Genomic DNA, 16,896 nt, shown 5'->3' with positions numbered 1-16,896 from the left:
AAATATAAGATCCCTTTTTTATGAAATAAACTTACCATCGACATAATACCAGATTCCATGCACTTGTTTGAAAGTGGATCTTTCATGATGAATCTGTAAATTTAGCTCCGAATCCAAGTAATGTGCCTCAAATTCGACCGTATTGGAATTACTAAATAAAATGCGGAGCTGCATCCATTTTGATTCCTTTGCCCATCTTGCAATTTCTATTTTGTTTTGCAACTTGCGTGTTTCAGAATGAAAGCTTGTATATAAAAAATCAATATCTTGAACAACAAATGCGCTATATCTTGCACGCATTAATTGTTCTGCAGTTTTAGCTTCTTTTTGGTCTAAATGAATTTTTTTGCAACAATTTTCGTAAGGAAGTGAATTGCCACAATGGCAAATTGTATTTTGTTTTGTCACCATATTAAGATTTAAATATAGGACAAAAGTAAATAATGATTTTTTCTTTTTAAATGAATCGTGTTTATATAAATATTTAGGAATTTCTTAGCTGGACTATAATTGTTAAATTGATATTTTAACATGTTGATATTGAGTTTATTTTAACGTTTTAACAAATATTAACAACCTTTCATTAATCTTATTATAAAATATAGAGTCCTACCTATAAATAATTGAAAAACATAAATAAAGGGAGGAGCAGGTATGAAAAAATTAGTTTACTTGACGGTTTTAGTTGGCGGTTTGTTTTTTGTTAAACCTGCTGCTGCACAAGTTAATGTGAGTATTAACATTGGTAATCAACCTTCTTGGGGCCCAGTGGGGTATGATTACGTAAGGTATTATTATATTCCAGAAATCAATGTATATTATGATGTAATCAATCGTCGTTATACGCATTATCATGGTAGAAGATGGGTAACCAGTAGAAGCTTGCCTAGTCGATACCGTAACTTTAATTTTTATAATACCTATAAAGTCGTTGTCAATGATAGAGATCCCTGGAGACATCACGATCGGTACAGAAGAGATTATGGTCATTATGCTCATCGCAGAAATCAGGTAAGTATAAGAGACCATAGAAGTAATTATGATCGTCCACGTCACAATGACCGTTATGATAATCATCGTGTCGAGCGACATGAAAATCATAGAGATCGATCGGAGCATAGAAAATCGGACAAGAGAAATGATAAAAGAGGCCACGATCGTCACTCAGAAAGAGGTGAGGGACATGGAAGAAGATAGTGAATAGTTTTTTATATGTTAATTGAAAGGGAGGAAGCTGTAGTTTTCTCCCTTTTTTAATTAAAACTATTTTTTTAAATCGGATAAGCTGTTTCACTTTTAGTTTCCGATAGAACAAAATAGGTTTGTACGGTGTTCACATGTGGGAGTACGGCTAAGCGGTACCTTAAAAATTCGTGATAGGCCTGCATATCTTTAGTTGCTATTCGAAGCATAAAATCATAGGATCCAGCCATCTGATAACATTCCATAACTTCCGGAAATTTAGCAACTTCTTTTTCAAATTCATTTAAAACCTCGGCTGTATGTGCTTTTAAGAATACCTGTGAAAAAGATATCAGACCCATGTTTATTTTTTGCCGGTCAAGAATAGCAACAGTTTTTTTAATATAGCCTTGTTGTTTCAGTTTTTTTACACGCTCATGTATAGCGGCGATAGATTTATGCAATCTAAATGCTAGTTCCTTATTGCTAAGTGTAGCGTCATGCTGTAAAATTCTTAATAGTTTAGTGTCGGTTTCATCAAGCATCATTTTGTATTTTTTATTGATATGAATGTAATGAATTGGTTGATTCTGTAATATTTCTTAAATATATCATTATTTAGATAAAATTTATTGATTTAATCTTTATGTAGTGAATATTATTTTGTTTTATGTCAATTTTGCTGATAATATTAGATCTTCGAATGATTGTAGACTGATATTGTTTAAAATAATAAATCATGAATAACGAATTGATGTTTAGTAAATGTTTGTCTCCTGAGCTTGATAGTAGATTTAAACATTTATGGTGTTTAGTAGGAAACACGCCTATGCTGGAGTTGCAATACTCATATAAAGGGAAAGCTGGGAGGATTTATGTGAAATGCGAGAATTATAATCTTACAGGGAGTATCAAAGACCGTATGGCGCTATATATTATGTATAAAGCTTACATGAATTGTCAAATTCAGCCTGACGATGTTATTATAGAAGCTACTAGCGGTAATACAGGTATTTCTTTTTCTGCTATTGGTAAAGCTTTAGGACATCAAGTGAAAATTATTATGCCCAATTGGTTGAGTAAAGAACGCATCGATATTATAAAAAGTATGGGTGCAGATATTCAGTTGGTTAGTAAAGAAGACGGTGGTTTTTTGGGGAGTATTGAATTAAGTGAGAAACTAGCTCAGCAAGGAGGGGTGTTTTTGCCCAGACAGTTTGAAAATAAATTCAATGCCGAAGCTCATGAATTAACGACTGGTCGTGAAATTGGTTTACAGTTAGCCTCGCAAGGTTTAGTTGCAGATGCTTTTGTTGCTGGTGTTGGCACGGGAGGAACGGTTATGGGAGTAGGCCGTCATCTTCGTAGCTTAAATCCTCATGTAAAGATTCATCCTTTGGAACCCGCTGAAAGTCCAACGATGTCTACTGGATATAAGGTTGGCTCGCATCGTATTCAAGGTATTTCAGATGAATTTATTCCGGCTATTGTGAAAATGGACGAGTTGGATGAGATCGTTTCTGCTTCAGATGGTGATTCTATTATAATGGCCCAAAAACTAGCAAAAGAATTGGGTTTAGCTGTAGGAATTTCTTCAGGAGCGAATGTGATTGGAGCAATTAAATTAAAAGAGCAATTAGGGGAAGAAGCTGTTGTTGTCACCTTATTGTGCGACGATAATAAGAAATATTTGAGTACAGATTTAGTAAGAGAACAACCTGTAGCAGCTGGATATATTTCAACAGATCTCGCTTTCACTGGATTTAAACCTATCAGTAGGTTAGCAAAATCTCTTTTTAATACTGAATCGCTATAAAGTTTGTTTCAGCCTAATCGCGTATTAGGCACTATTTATATTTAAATAGAATCTATTACAATGGGATAAATCCCATTGTAATTAGATTTAATCAATTTGTAACCTGTCACTCGGCATTATAATTAAAATATTTATGAAAAGATTCATCATAAAATTATTACTTTTAATAGTTCTTCTTCCAGCTTTTGCGCATGCTCAGGAGGCAGATACTTTACTTAAGATGGACGAACTGGAGTTCGTTGATGGTGGTATTTCTGAAGTTTCGACTGATTCTGTAGTTGTTGATACTGCACAGAATCTTAAGAAAACTACGGCTGTAATCACAACAGAAGAGCATGCAAGTAGTGAATCTCTACTTGGAATATTTTTAGCAGGATTATTAGGTGGTTTTACTGCCCTATTAATGCCTTGTATTTTCCCCATGTTACCGCTCACTGTCAGTTTCTTCACAAAGGGAAATCAAAATAAATCGCAATCTTTTATTCGTGCTTTGTTTTATGGAATTTCTATTATAGTTATTTATGTTGTTCTTGGTTTAGCGGTAACGATGATTTTTGGTTCGGATGCCCTTAATGCTTTATCAACGAACGGTGTCTTTAATTTTTTCTTTTTCTTAATGTTGGTTGCTTTTGGAGCTTCTTTTTTGGGGGCATTTGAAATTAATTTACCAAGTTCATGGATAAATAAGATGGATGCAAAATCTGATAAAGGCGGATGGGCTGGTATATTCTTTATGGCAGCAACTTTAGCTTTAGTATCTTTTTCTTGTACTGGACCTATTATCGGAACTTTATTGGTACAGGCAGCTACAAGTGGAGCTTTGTTAGGTCCGGCTGTAGGTATGTTTGGATTTTCTTTTGCATTAGCTATACCTTTTGCTCTTTTTGCATTATTTCCTAGTGCTATGAAAGCCATGCCTAAATCAGGTGGTTGGCTTAACAGCGTTAAAGTTGTTTTAGGATTTTTAGAATTGGCATTTGCATTGAAATTTCTTTCTAATGTTGATTTAGCTTATCACTGGAACTGGTTCGACCGTGAAGTCTTTTTGTCTTTATGGATTGTTATATTTGGTTTAATGGGACTGTATTTACTTGGAAAAATCAAATTTTCTCATGACAGTAATCTGCCACATTTGTCAGTAATCCGTACGTTCATAGCTATTATTGTACTATCGTTTACGGTATACATGATTCCTGGATTATGGGGTGCTCCTTTAAAATCAATAGCTGCTTTTTTACCGCCACAAAGCACGCAGGACTTTGATTTAAATCAAGGCTCATTGATTGGTGGATCGCATGTAACAGACGTTTCTAAACGCAAATATTCAGATTTATTTCATGCACCGCTGGGCTTAAATGTGTTTTTTGATTACGAGGAGGGTTTACAATATGCTAAAACCCATCATAAAATGGTTATGCTTGATTTTACAGGCCATGCTTGTGTTAATTGTAGGAAAATGGAAGCTAATGTTTGGACAGATGTGCAGGTTCGTTCATTTTTGACAAATAATGTCGTTATCATCCAACTTTATGTTGATGACCGCACTGAGCTTGCTGTTGAAGATCAACAAAAAACGAGTTCGGGAAAATTGTTGAAGACAATTGGAAGTAAGTGGAGTTATTTACAATCGAGTCAGTTTGAATCCAATTCACAACCTTTTTATGTGCTTATGAATCCTGCAAACCGTCAGGTTTTGGTTAAACCAAAAGGTGCTGATTATGATGCTACTACTTATCTGGCCTATTTAAATGAAGGTTTGAAAGCATTTTCTTTGATCAAATAGTATAATATAACTCATTTGATGAAAAAATGTTTTTATTCCAAAAGAAAAAAGGTTTCATAAAATTGGATTTCTGTTAAATTTAATCTTACTTTTACATCGTTTAAATCATTAGCTATCAAATAGCAGCTTTAGTGGTTTATGTGTAGGGTTAATAGTGAATTATAACATGAAGAAAGCATTCAATCTGGGGTTGTTCCTTGGATTATTATCGGTAACATCTCTTGCATTACAATCGTGCAATGAAGGTGGGAGTAAAAAGACAGATTCGGTTACTATTGGAACTGTTGATAGTATAGATGATATCGATGATTTAAATAAAGATACTGTCGAGAAAGAGATTAAAAAGGATACAATTGCTGTAAAGGGTAAAAAGAGTATTCTTCATCATGAAGTTGATACGGCGAAATTATTAACCGACTCTGTGTCTCCTCGTTATATTTATTTGACTTTTGATGATGGACCTTTAAATGGCAGTCAATTTATTGATTCAATAGCTACAGCAAAAAATATTAAGATTAATGCTTTTTTAATTGGAAAGCATGACCGAATGAGTAAGGGGTTGCATAAATATTATGAACGTTATATGAACAATCCGCTGGTGGATTGTTATAATCACAGTTACAATCATGCAAATAATAAGTTTACTTATTTTTATAGCAACGCAGAATCAGCGTATGAGGACTTTGATAAAAATGAAAAAGAACTGAATCTTAAACATAAGATTGTCCGTTTACCAGGACGTAATATTTGGTACTTTGCAGATCGTAAACGTATTGATATGCAAAGTGGTTCAAGTACGGCCGATTTATTATACCAAAATGGTTACCGCTCTATGGGATGGGACTGTGAATGGAAAAAGGGTAAACCTTCTGGTATGCCAGTCGAATCGGTGAGTTTTATATATCGTCAGATAAATAATAGATTACGTAACGGCACCTCATTTTCGAAGAATAACGTTGTTCTGTTGATGCATGATGATATGTTTCAGACAAGAAAAGCACAGAAAATGTTAAGTGATTTAATCGATAGTTTGAAGTTACATCCAAATTACGAATTTGCACATATGCGTGATTATCCGAAACAGAAATAAAAAATAAGGCTACAATTTGATTGTAGCCTTATTTTTTTAGTTTTGCTTTCTTAAATATTTTGTTAAAATCACAATCGTCTGACCATCGATTTTTCCTTCAATTTGTTCTGTATTATCGAACACAAGTCTAATATTCTTCACGACTGTACCTAAAGTCGCGCGGATTGAAGATCCTTTTACATCCAATGTTTTAGTAAGGACTACAGAATCCCCGTCAAATAATTGTTGACCGATACTATCTAAATGAAACTCGACATATCCATCATTTTCATGATCTCCTGTTTGTTTTGCCCATTCTAACGTTTCGTCATCCAGATACAAAATATCTAACGCATCAGAAGCCCAACCTTCGTTTTTTAAACGATTTAACATGCGCCACGCAGCTACCTGTACTGATGGTACTTCAGACCACATGGTATCGGGTAGGAATTTCCAATATTCAGCTTCTAATTGTGTAGTTTTATTTAACTGATCGGCACATTTCTGACAAACAACAATCGTGTTTTCAGCTGTAGCTTGTAACTCAGGGGGCAATGTATATAATGTTAAATTATCAGTTGCTTGACTCAATTCACATTTATTTCCCGCTCTCTCGAATAGTTGATTTTCTAGTTTCATTTAAATTTTGGATAAGTTGCAAATGATTTAGGTGCAAACATAATGAATATTTATAATTCTAAATTATAAAAGGTTAACATAACAAATCAAAAAATGCTTAATAATTGGAATATAATTTGCGATGCTGTACACGATAAAATGCGTATCTTATTTAATATTAATTGAAACTAACTTAAATTATATCAATATGAAATGGCAAGGAGGTAGAAAAAGTGACAACTTCGAAGATAGGAGAGGAATGTCAGGTGGTCAAAAATTAACTTTGGGCGGTGTAGGTGGAATTATTGTTTTAATAATTGGTTTTTTAATGGGAGGAGATCCATCTCAATTATTACAGCAGGCTCAAAATATGACGGGCACGGAGCAGACTGGACAGCCACGGGAGCTTAATGCCGAAGAGACTAAATTGACTGATTTTTCAAGAATTGTCCTAGCTAGTACTGAGGATGTGTGGACAAATCTTTTTAAGACTCAGTTGGGGAAAACTTATAAAGGAACAGAATTGCTTTTTTATGATGGAGGAACAGAAACTGGAGGATGTGGCATCGGGAAATCTTCCTACGGCCCTTTCTATTGCCCAGGTGACCAACGAATTTATTTAGATTTAACTTTTAATCAAGAGTTGACGACCAAATTTGGTGCTAAAGGTGAGTTTGCTCTGGCTTATGTAATAGCACACGAAGTAGGGCATCATATACAACAATTAGTGGGACTTTTACCTCAGACAAACAGCATGAGGGGAAAACTAAGTGAAGTTGAAAATAATAAAATTTCTGTCATGACCGAATTGCAAGCTGATTTTTATGCAGGAGTTTGGGCACATCATGTTAATAAATTATCTGATATCGAGATTGACTATAATGATATTTTAGATGGTATGGCGGCAGCTGAAGCAGTTGGAGATGATAAATTACAAACACAAGCTCAAGGTTATGCGGTACCCGATTCTTTTACACATGGTACCTCAGCTCAGAGACGAGCTTGGTTTAAGAAAGGTTATGATTCTGGTGATATGCAAGCTGGAAATACCTTTCAAGATCCCAGCTTAAAATAAAACTTATTGGACGAGAAGATTACAACCACGTATATCACTTTGATCAAAGCGACCTAAGACTTCAAAAGATCCATCATCATAGATTTTTCCGAGGTCTTGGGTTGCAATAAAAGAACACGAATATCGATTTGCTAAGTCAATAACATTGATAGCACCTGTTTTTTTATTTTCAGCAAGAGTTAGCGGATCATTTGTTTCCCGAATTAAGATCTTCATCCAGTTGGGGTGTCTGAATATCCCGTTACCATATGAATAGCCCTGTGATAGCAATTCAGTCATTCCATATTCCGAATGTATTCCTGGAACTTGAAAGCTTTTACATAATAAATCATGAATTTCCTCACGGACCATTTCTTTACGTTTTCCTTTCATTCCCCCAGTTTCCATAATGATTAACTCCGGAAATGTCAATTCATATTTTTCAATAAAATCAAGCAGTGCAAATGTCACACCGAATAGCAAGGTTTTCGTGCCTTTAGCTTTTAATTTTATCAGGGTTTGATAAAGTTCTTCATGATTGTATAAGAAATAGTCACTTTCGGGTTGTTGACTATGTTGCATTAAATCATTGATCATGTAGATCAATGAAGAACCTGTTCGTTCTAAATAGGATGGAAGTAGCGCCAAAATGGCAATGTCGTCTATTTTTCCATAAAACTGTTCAAAAGCAGTGCGAAAGCTTTTTTCATATACTTCTTTTTTAGCCACAAGATGCTTACTTGTGGTGATTCCTGTTGTACCTGAGCTTGTGAATACCATCTCAGGACTGAAGTTGTCAGCTATAATTTTTTGAGATTTGAACAGTTCGATTGGCAGAAACGGAATTTTCGTGTAATGATCAATTGTATGAATTTTCTTATTTAAATATTGCACATACTGTCTGTAAATGCTTGTTTTTTCCACTTGAAAATGAAAAGTTTCCAAGCAAATTTCATTAAATTCTGTTTCATTTTGAATAGCAAATACCCGATCCCAGTTCATACGATTAAAATTTCAGTGCAAATATAGACATATAAAAGCTTTTACAATAAAAAAAGGTCCTTGATCACTTCAAGAACCTTTTTTTATTGTATTATATATATTTTTTATACCATACCACCATCTACAGGCAATACTTGTCCTGTGACATATGTTGAAAGGTCCGATGCAAGAAATAGACATGCATTTGCAACATCTTCTGCTTGACCGGCGCGTTTCATAGGAATACCAGCTTCCCACCCAGCAACAATTTTAGGATCTAAAATATCCGTCATTTCTGTGCGTATAAAACCTGGAGCAACAACGTTTGATCTAATATTTCTTGAACCTAATTCTTTCGCCACTGATTTAGAAAAACCTATAATACCAGCTTTCGAAGCAGCATAATTAGCTTGACCAGCGTTTCCTTGTACACCTACTACTGAACTCATATTGATGAAAGATCCTTTACGGTTTTTCATCATGATTTTAGAAGCTGCTTTAGTGACATTGAATACTGACTTTAAATTTACATTGATCACATCATCCCAGTTTTCCTCAGTCATACGCATTAACAAACCATCTTTTGTTATTCCAGCATTATTGACAACCACATCAATAGTTCCAAAATCTGAAACAATATCATTGATGAGTTTTTCAGCCTCATCAAATTTTGATGCATCTGAACGATAACCTTTTACAGTAGTTCCAAAAGCCTGAAGTTCTTGTTCTAAAGCTTGGCCTTTTTCCACAGATGATAAATATGTGAATGCTACATTTGCACCGTTTTGGGCAAATACTTCAGCAATTTTTCTTCCTATTCCTTTTGATGCTCCAGTAATTAGAGCTGTTTTTCCTTCAAGTAGTTTCATTCTTATGTATTATATGTAATAAGGGTGCTTGCAAAAATGTTAAAAGTATACTACAATCGCAACACTCGGATCAATTTAATTCGTTAATTCTAAATAATAATTTGAATTAACATTACCCAGGGTCTTTATAATACTACTATTGTCATGCTAGCAGCTATTCATAAAAATGGCTGTGTTAGGGAATTCTTAATAATAGTATGGTATTTTTGAATAAGTGATTTTAAAAAGTACAGTTTTTTGACAAAAGGATTGCGTTAATATAAAAATCTATATTAAATTTGCATCAATCACGAAGACATGAGTAAAAAAACAAAAAATACCAAAGAGGTAGACGTCGTTTTAATTGGCGCAGGTATCATGAGCGCAACTTTGGGCACACTTATCAATGAGTTAAGCCCAGATATTAAAATGGAGATTTTAGAGCGCTTGGATGTTGTTGCAGCAGAGAGTTCGGATGCATGGAATAATGCTGGAACTGGTCACTCTGCATTATGTGAGTTGAATTATACCCCACAACAAGCGGATGGTTCTGTAAAAATTGATAAAGCAATCAGCATTGCAGAACAATTTGAGGTTTCCAAGCAATTTTGGACCTATTTAGTTGATAAAGGGGTCATAACAAAACCTGAAGATTTTATTCGCTCAGTACCTCATATGAGTGCTGTTTTTGGCGAAAAAGATATTGATTTTCTTCGTAAAAGATATGATGCACTATCCAAGAATAACTTGTTTAAAGGCATGGAATATACCGAAGATAAAGCTGTTTTGAATGAGTGGATTCCACTTATGATGAAAGGTCGTCCTGCTGATGATAAAATTGCGGCAACGAAAATGATCTTAGGAACTGATGTGAACTTTGGCGCTCTAACGCGTGATTTGGTACAACATCTAGATGCAAAAGATAATATTACATTACATCTTACACAAGAAGTCCGCGACATTGAACGGAATGACAATGGCACTTGGGAGTTGGAAGTTAAGGATTTGAAAACTGGAGAGAAAAGAACAATTAATGCCAAATTTGTATTCATTGGTGCTGGTGGACATTCTTTATTGCTGTTAGAAAAATCTGGAATTCCAGAATCAAAAGGATATGGTGGTTTTCCAGTTGGCGGACAGTGGTTACGTTGTGTGAATGAGGATGTTATTAAAGATCATAACGCTAAAGTATATGGTAAAGCATCTATCGGTGCTCCTCCGATGTCTGTTCCACATCTTGATACCCGCTATATTGATGGCAAGCAGGCCTTATTATTTGGTCCATATGCTGGTTTTTCTACTAAATTCTTAAAACAAGGTTCTTACTTTGATTTACCTGCATCGATTAAGTTGTCGAATATTAAACCGATGTTATCCGTAGGTCGGGATAATATGGATTTGACTAAATATTTGATTTCTGAGGTGATGAAGAGTCCAAAAGATAAATTGGATGCTTTGAAGCAGTTTATGCCTACGGCAAAATTAGAAGACTGGAAAATTGAGGTTGCTGGTCAACGTGTTCAAGTAATCAAAAAAGATGCTAAACATGGTGGTGTTCTTGAATTTGGAACAGAAGTTGTATCCGCAGCAGATGGTTCTATTGCAGCCTTACTAGGAGCTTCACCAGGAGCATCGACTTCTGTCGCTATCATGATTAAATTACTGAAAAGATGTTTTCCTGAACGTGCAAAAGCAGACGAATATCGCAAGAAATTGCGTGAAATGATTCCTTCACATGGGCAATCATTAAATGATAATGTTGAACTGTGTGAAGCCACTAGAAAGCGTACACATACAGCATTAAAATTAGAGAATTTTAAAGATTAATTTCTTTTCACCATACTTATGGGGTGCTTGAAGTATTATTTACTGTTACAGGCTGAGATTATACCCAATAACAACAATTGCTCATCACAGTGAGCAATTGTTGTTATATACCTGATCCGGATAATGCTGGCGTAGGGATTTTAATTTCACAAATCGTGCATTTATAGCGACTCCCTAAGTGTGTATTGTTTTTATTTTACACACATATTAAATGCAGTTAAATCAAATTTTAAACGATTTTTTTCAGCAGGTTAAAGCTACATCCCTCGCAGAATGGCTAGCAGTAGGCTTTGGTATATTGCAGGTTTGGTTTGCAAAGTCCAATAAACCTATTAATTACCTTTTTGGTATTTCTGGTATTGTGATATCCATTTACGTTTTATATTTCGCAAAACTATACGGTGAAATTGCCTTGAACATGTATTACTTATTAATGAGTATTTATGGTTGGATTTACTGGCAGCAAAATAGTAACCATCAACATATCATATCCACTGCATCACGTAAGGATTGGATTATTGTCTTATTGATATGTATTATAGGATTTACCATCTTCTATTTCGGATTGTTACATGCTACAGATTCAGATGTTCCGCTATGGGATGCCTTGGTATCTTGTACTGCATGGGCAGGCATGTGGTTGCTGGCAAAGCGGAAAATAGAAAATTGGATATTATTAAATATTAGTAATCTCATGGCGATCCCTTTGCTTTATCATAAAGATTTACTACTATTCGCAGCACTGACTGTATTTTTATTTGTGATGGCTTTCTTTGGTTATTTTAACTGGAAGAGAATTCTTAAACATGAACTAACATATGATACTTACTCAAGATCAAATTAATCTGATAAAAGACCAACAACAAGAGGCAATTTCTTTAAAAAGGATGACTGCAAAGCAGTTAGATTTAGCATTTCGTGAAAAGTGGTTTAAAATTTGGGTTCCGAAATCTCTTGGGGGACTGGGATTAACTCTTTTAGATGGAATGAAATTTTTAGAAGAATTGGCCTATCATGATGGTGGTTTGGCATGGACAATAACTTTATGTTCGGGAGCTAATTTATTTGTCGGTTTTATTGATCCGCAAATAGGAAAAGAAATTTTTCAAAATCCGGAAGTTTGTCTGGGAGGAAGTGGACGAGCATCTGGATATGCAGAAAGAGCGGATGGGGGATATCGTATTCATGGTCATTGGAAATATGCCACTGGTGCTCCGCATTTAAGTCATTTTACCGCCAATTGTATCATTACGGAAGATGGTAAACCTGTGCTCGATAAAAACGGTCAGCAAGTGATCCATTCGTTCTTTTTTGATCGGGATGATGTATTGATTCATTATGATTGGGATACTTTTGGATTAGAATGCACGGCTAGCCATAGTTTTTCTGTTGAAAATCATTTTGTGGGAAACTCTCGCAGTTTTTTGATTAATGAATCTGAAAGTACCTGGCCTGATTTTCTTTATCAGTATCCGTTTATTCCTTTTGCGGAATTAACCTTGCTGAGCAATTTTATTGGGATGTATAATAGATTTATTGATCTTGTTGAAAAATATTATATTTTAAAATCTCAAGATGCAGATTGGTTAAAGGACAAAGGTAAAAATCTGTTTAAACGTTTGGATGAGATGCAATGTGATTTTAATGAACGTAAGCGTCAAATTTATTGTTTGACAGAAGAATCTTGGGGTAATATATTGCTGGGGATTGAAAACGTTGAGATTTATGAGAAAATCGCAGTTACAAGCCGCAGTTTTGTATCAGCTATTAAAAATAATACTGTGGAATTATTTCCTGGCTGCGGAATAGGTGCCGCGCAGCGCGAACAGGAAATGAACATTGTCTTTAGAAATATTTTTACTGCAACTCAACATAGCTTGTTGCAGCAATAAGACGATTTGTAATTCTTAAAATGTTGTAATTGTGGTTATTGATTTTCAATAGCTTTCTTTAAGTTTATTAAACGCACATAGGAAGGACATTTTTCTAACTCTCTGTTCCAGCGATCAAGTGCCGCTAAGTTTGCCTGCAGAAATTTAGGTAAATCAAAGATATGCATATCCACGGTAATTTGTATTTCATTTGGTAATGAAACCGTATTAAAATATTCTTTTAGTTCTTCAATAGTCATGCATCAAAGATAAAACTATAATGTGACAGAAAAAATTTATGAATGGACAATATTGTAGTTTAATCATCTATATTTATAAAGAATACTGTATTTTAACTGCATGCTTATAGAAAAAAGTACTCCTCACGATTTGTCTGCACATATGGAATTGTATGAGCAGGCAATTGCCTATCAACATGCTTTAGGAAAAGTGAATTGGAAAGGATTTGAAGCTCGAGCTGTACTTGAAGAGATAAAAAATGGACAACATTATAAGATTGTTCTGAATAATCAGATCGCTTGTGTCTTTTTGTTAACAACTTCAGATCCTATTATATGGCAAGAGAAAGACAAAGATCCGGCAATTTATATTCACCGTATCGCTACAAACCCACTTTTTAGAGGTCAGAATTTCGTTATTAAGATTATAGCATTTGTTAAGGATCTGGCCAGAGAGCGAAGTAAATTCTTTATTAGAATGGATACTACGGCGGGAAATGAGCGATTGAATCAATATTACGAGAAATGTGGTTTTACAATTGTCGATGTAGTTCGTATTAAAGAAGCTATTGATATGCCTGCTCATTATCAAAATAATTCTTTCACATTATTCGAAATGCTGTTATAGCGTATTTTCATAAGTTGTTTATAAAGGAAGGCTCACTTCTTTCTGATAAAAAAGTTATAATAAAAGTTTCAGGAGTGGTTTCTTTGCAATTTTAGTCTTAATCCTAATTTTCCCCCCAAGTATGCCATTGGGATATAAGCTATAGTCAAATCTAGTATTGTGTACCACATTGGAGAGGGCAGCATAAAGACACTTGCTACACCACCTGCTAAGAAAAAGACAGCTATTATAAACGCAAAGCTAAGTTTTTTCCCTTTGACTAACCAGGTTGTTATACATGCTCCGACTAAAGTTCCGATGGCATGTGCTAAAAAAGGAAAGACAAAATGTTTTGGTTCAAACATATGCATTGATGCTTTTAGTCCTTCTGTCGTGGTTACATCTGCACCATCTGGTGGAGGTATGATAGAACTACTGATTGTAATAAATATCATATTAACTATACTGCCAATGACCACACCCGCCACTATCGCTAATAAATTTCTCAAAATAGTATTCATAAATCGATTTTTAGGAGATGAAATTTATAATTGACGCTTTCTCAATTATCGTATTGATGTTGCAAGTCTAGTAAATTTAACATATTTTCAGGATATTACTTGCTATAAAAAATTGAAAGTTAACCGAACTAGCACTGTCTAAAAATTACAAATTGATTTTAATATTATTTAGTTTTTAGGGTATAATTTTTTGAAAGCATTGTATACTGCCTGGTGTACGATCGTTGCATGTAATTCGGTTGGTAAGTAATCAAATAACAAATTGATATTATTGTTTTGCTTTAATGATTGTGAAAACTTTATTGATTCATTATACATTTTTATATCTTCATCTTTATTTGGAACTCCTAAATATACGTTAAGTGTTTTTTTGATGTTAGCATTTAATAAATTTGCTGTTTCAAATAAGAGCTTTTGCTCTCCCCACCATAAACTAGGCGCAATAATAATATATTTAGTAAATAAATCAGGTTGTTTTAAGAGTATTTCAGACGCTAATAGACCAGCTAATGATTCTCCAATAACAGTACGGTCTTTATTAGCGTTATATTTATTTTCCATGTAGGGCTGTAGTTCCTTTTGAAGAAATGAAATGTAAGCTTCAGATTTTCCGTATTGTGGAAAATTCTCTTTTTTAAAACCTTCTTTTTCCAGGAAGTCCAAGTTGGACACTGCAAATGTGAAATCTCTCTTTCTATTCGTATTTTCGATACCGACAACAATTGATTTTGGAAACTGCGCAATCCAGGGTTGTGTATAATAGCGAACGATTCCAACTATATGAATAAAATCTTCTTCTATGCCACCATCTAATATGTAAATTATTGGATATTTAATTGTATCAGCAACATTATATCCTTCTGGTAGATATATGTTTATTTTCCTATTTTCTTTGAGTATTGTAGAGTATATCTGATCAGTTTGCCCGATCGTAATTTTTTTTTGAGCAGATAGGTTATTTGCCGTAAACATGAACGCAATGAATAGTTGAATGTATTTCATCAATAGCTGTGTTGTGTTAAAGACACTTATTTTTGGTTTTTGCAACGACAGAAGTAAGTGTATAAAAAGATTGTTAAAATTACGAGATTATAAAATAGCTTTTAAATGATAATCGTGTTTTTTTATTTTAATCTAATTAGTCGTTCAAAATTAGCGGAAAACAGGGGTTTTAGTCTTTAAGGATTTACTTTACTTTGTGTTATTAATTTAAAATTTTATTATACACGTTTTACATGACTAGATTGATTATGACTTTGGGCTTATTATTTACTTCGATAATGAGTTTTTGTCAACAACTGGAAGTTAGTATCATCCAAGGAGGGGAAATAATCTCCAGCACTTTTGATCAGTATAAACTTGCTAAATCTCCATTCACTTTTCAACTAAAGTCAGAAGGGATGGAAGGCTTTTTAGTAGGGGCAACATTGGATAAGGACGTTTATCTCGCAGCATTGGGAATTATCGATCATGAAGTTTCATGGTTTGAAAATACTGGAATGGCAGATGAGCAATTTAATCCAAATCAAACTTTAACGTTGAGTAATGATGTACCAAGTTACTGGTATTTTACATCAGCTCAAGATCATCGGTTTGATCCGAATGCAAAAGGTACTGCTAAAAGTTGGACAGGGAATCGTACTATTGACAAAATCGATATTTTGGAAGCAGATAAATTGATGTCAGTTACAGATTTAACACAACCAATTTACGTCATTTTTTATCAAGCTGAATATGATGAAAATTATAGTTTAGTAGATAAAGAAATAGTTTTTAAAGGTGAATTTACTTTTTTGTAAAAGATGTAATTTTCCTTACTGATGAGCCTTGTAAGTGGTATTGACAATCGTTTTTAAATTATATTATTTATTCGCAGATTTCTTTGTTTTCAATTCCTGTATACAATAATTAAACACTATAAGCATTTGATTGTTATGTATATAAGTAATGAAGAGATTTTTATGGAGAATGATAAAAAAAGTTTGAATGCGCGTGTTGTTCGATACAATAAGCATTACGGATTTTTAGAAAATCCTCAAAAATTTAGCATAGAGAGTGATCCACATCGATTGGTAATAAGAAATTATGCTTTACGTAATAATAGACGTGAACTATATGAAGAATACATTCGAAATCAATATCCAGAAAAAGTAGTAAAAGAATTAGGAGAGTTTGATTCTTGTTTAATGTATTTAAAATTTTTAAATAAGGAAGAAGCTAAAAATTGGTTTCTATCGAATGATACAAAAGTAGTGGAGTCTGATATAGAAGCATTGGAAAATGATGCTATTTTGCGAATGCTTTTTGTTGAAGATGAACAGGATCAAAAGGACCTTTTAAACGCAGAACAATCCTATATTTTAAATCGGGTCACTCCAGAATCAATTTTGAAAATGCGTGATAATTTTTGGATTGATACGCGTATATGTTAGTCTTAATAACTATTGATTATAATAAAAGGAGGAAGTTTTAGCTTCCTC

Annotated in this window: 19 protein-coding genes; 11 read left to right on the top strand and 8 right to left on the bottom strand. The window is 33.9% G+C overall.

Translation table 11 applies throughout. The features are described 5' to 3' along the window. Nucleotides 1-18 precede the first annotated feature (18 nt). A complete protein-coding gene (locus tag JAZ75_RS23875) occupies nt 19-411 on the bottom strand; it encodes a YchJ family protein (RefSeq protein WP_208699038.1) in 393 nt (130 codons plus the stop codon). Nucleotides 412-654: 243 nt separating this feature from the next. On the opposite strand from JAZ75_RS23875, the gene JAZ75_RS23870 reads away from it, so the two are divergent. Continuing rightward, a complete protein-coding gene (locus tag JAZ75_RS23870; protein WP_021190799.1) occupies nt 655-1,197 on the top strand; it encodes a hypothetical protein in 543 nt (180 codons plus the stop codon). Nucleotides 1,198-1,271: 74 nt separating this feature from the next. Here the strand turns inward: JAZ75_RS23870 and JAZ75_RS23865 are convergent, their stop codons facing one another. Further along, nucleotides 1,272-1,730 carry an Lrp/AsnC family transcriptional regulator gene (locus JAZ75_RS23865; RefSeq protein ID WP_021190798.1) on the bottom strand — a complete coding sequence of 153 codons (459 nt, stop codon included), beginning with the start codon at nt 1,728-1,730 and terminating at the stop codon, nt 1,272-1,274. 191 nt (nt 1,731-1,921) lie between these two features. On the opposite strand from JAZ75_RS23865, the gene JAZ75_RS23860 reads away from it, so the two are divergent. The 3 genes from JAZ75_RS23860 to JAZ75_RS23850 all read left to right on the top strand — a co-directional run bounded on the left by JAZ75_RS23860 (nt 1,922) and on the right by JAZ75_RS23850 (nt 5,871). After that, nucleotides 1,922-2,998 carry a PLP-dependent cysteine synthase family protein gene (locus JAZ75_RS23860; protein ID WP_165902507.1) on the top strand — a complete coding sequence of 359 codons (1,077 nt, stop codon included), beginning with the start codon at nt 1,922-1,924 and terminating at the stop codon, nt 2,996-2,998. A gap of 133 nt (nt 2,999-3,131) precedes the next feature. Beyond that, on the top strand, nt 3,132-4,781 hold the full coding sequence (locus JAZ75_RS23855; protein ID WP_208699036.1) for a protein-disulfide reductase DsbD family protein: 1,650 nt from the start codon (nt 3,132-3,134) through the stop codon (nt 4,779-4,781). 166 nt (nt 4,782-4,947) lie between these two features. Next, entirely contained in the window at nt 4,948-5,871 is a 924-nt protein-coding gene (locus JAZ75_RS23850; protein ID WP_132772798.1) for a polysaccharide deacetylase family protein, read from the top strand. Nucleotides 5,872-5,907: 36 nt separating this feature from the next. Here the strand turns inward: JAZ75_RS23850 and JAZ75_RS23845 are convergent, their stop codons facing one another. Then, on the bottom strand, nt 5,908-6,489 hold the full coding sequence (locus JAZ75_RS23845) for a PhnA domain-containing protein (RefSeq protein ID WP_208699034.1): 582 nt from the start codon (nt 6,487-6,489) through the stop codon (nt 5,908-5,910). Nucleotides 6,490-6,676: 187 nt separating this feature from the next. Here JAZ75_RS23845 and JAZ75_RS23840 point away from each other — a divergent pair, with 187 nt between their 5' ends. Beyond that, on the top strand, nt 6,677-7,543 hold the full coding sequence (locus JAZ75_RS23840; RefSeq protein ID WP_208699032.1) for a neutral zinc metallopeptidase: 867 nt from the start codon (nt 6,677-6,679) through the stop codon (nt 7,541-7,543). A gap of 3 nt (nt 7,544-7,546) precedes the next feature. Here JAZ75_RS23840 and JAZ75_RS23835 read toward each other — a convergent pair whose 3' ends face one another. Further along, nucleotides 7,547-8,524 (bottom strand): acyl transferase, encoded by a 978-nt coding sequence (locus JAZ75_RS23835; protein WP_208699030.1) that lies wholly within the window; start codon nt 8,522-8,524, stop codon nt 7,547-7,549. 104 nt (nt 8,525-8,628) lie between these two features. Beyond that, nucleotides 8,629-9,372 (bottom strand): 3-oxoacyl-[acyl-carrier-protein] reductase, encoded by a 744-nt coding sequence (gene fabG, locus JAZ75_RS23830; protein WP_021190791.1) that lies wholly within the window; start codon nt 9,370-9,372, stop codon nt 8,629-8,631. 297 nt (nt 9,373-9,669) lie between these two features. Between fabG and JAZ75_RS23825 the strand changes: the two genes are divergently transcribed. The 3 genes from JAZ75_RS23825 to JAZ75_RS23815 all read left to right on the top strand — a co-directional run bounded on the left by JAZ75_RS23825 (nt 9,670) and on the right by JAZ75_RS23815 (nt 13,070). After that, nucleotides 9,670-11,178: a malate:quinone oxidoreductase gene (locus tag JAZ75_RS23825; RefSeq protein WP_208699029.1), complete on the top strand. Its 1,509-nt coding sequence runs from the start codon at nt 9,670-9,672 to the stop codon at nt 11,176-11,178. Nucleotides 11,179-11,389: 211 nt separating this feature from the next. Next, nucleotides 11,390-12,022 carry a nicotinamide riboside transporter PnuC gene (gene pnuC, locus JAZ75_RS23820; protein WP_132772764.1) on the top strand — a complete coding sequence of 211 codons (633 nt, stop codon included), beginning with the start codon at nt 11,390-11,392 and terminating at the stop codon, nt 12,020-12,022. Continuing rightward, nucleotides 11,997-13,070 (top strand): acyl-CoA dehydrogenase, encoded by a 1,074-nt coding sequence (locus tag JAZ75_RS23815; RefSeq protein WP_208699027.1) that lies wholly within the window; start codon nt 11,997-11,999, stop codon nt 13,068-13,070. The genes pnuC and JAZ75_RS23815 overlap by 26 nt, the downstream gene beginning before the upstream one ends. A 35-nt stretch (nt 13,071-13,105) precedes the next feature. Here JAZ75_RS23815 and JAZ75_RS23810 read toward each other — a convergent pair whose 3' ends face one another. Further along, entirely contained in the window at nt 13,106-13,309 is a 204-nt protein-coding gene (locus JAZ75_RS23810) for a DUF6965 family protein (RefSeq protein ID WP_021190787.1), read from the bottom strand. A gap of 100 nt (nt 13,310-13,409) precedes the next feature. Between JAZ75_RS23810 and JAZ75_RS23805 the strand changes: the two genes are divergently transcribed. Continuing rightward, the gene (locus JAZ75_RS23805; RefSeq protein WP_208699025.1) at nt 13,410-13,916 is read left to right on the top strand and encodes a GNAT family N-acetyltransferase; all 507 of its coding nucleotides are present in this window, start codon (nt 13,410-13,412) and stop codon (nt 13,914-13,916) included. 68 nt (nt 13,917-13,984) lie between these two features. Here the strand turns inward: JAZ75_RS23805 and JAZ75_RS23800 are convergent, their stop codons facing one another. Both JAZ75_RS23800 and JAZ75_RS23795 read right to left on the bottom strand, forming a co-directional pair. Continuing rightward, a complete protein-coding gene (locus JAZ75_RS23800) occupies nt 13,985-14,416 on the bottom strand; it encodes a hypothetical protein (RefSeq protein WP_208699024.1) in 432 nt (143 codons plus the stop codon). Between the two features lie 168 nt (nt 14,417-14,584). Next, entirely contained in the window at nt 14,585-15,418 is an 834-nt protein-coding gene (locus tag JAZ75_RS23795) for an alpha/beta hydrolase (RefSeq protein ID WP_208699022.1), read from the bottom strand. Nucleotides 15,419-15,651: 233 nt separating this feature from the next. Here JAZ75_RS23795 and JAZ75_RS23790 point away from each other — a divergent pair, with 233 nt between their 5' ends. Beyond that, entirely contained in the window at nt 15,652-16,215 is a 564-nt protein-coding gene (locus tag JAZ75_RS23790; protein WP_208699020.1) for a hypothetical protein, read from the top strand. Between the two features lie 162 nt (nt 16,216-16,377). Next, nucleotides 16,378-16,848: a hypothetical protein gene (locus JAZ75_RS23785; protein ID WP_132772755.1), complete on the top strand. Its 471-nt coding sequence runs from the start codon at nt 16,378-16,380 to the stop codon at nt 16,846-16,848. Nucleotides 16,849-16,896 lie beyond the last annotated feature (48 nt).

This window comes from Sphingobacterium sp. UDSM-2020 (assembly GCF_016132525.1).
Lineage (GTDB): Bacteria > Bacteroidota > Bacteroidia > Sphingobacteriales > Sphingobacteriaceae > Sphingobacterium > Sphingobacterium anhuiense.
Note: the sequence above shows the minus strand (reverse complement) of the source record. Positions and strands in the feature narration are given on the sequence as shown.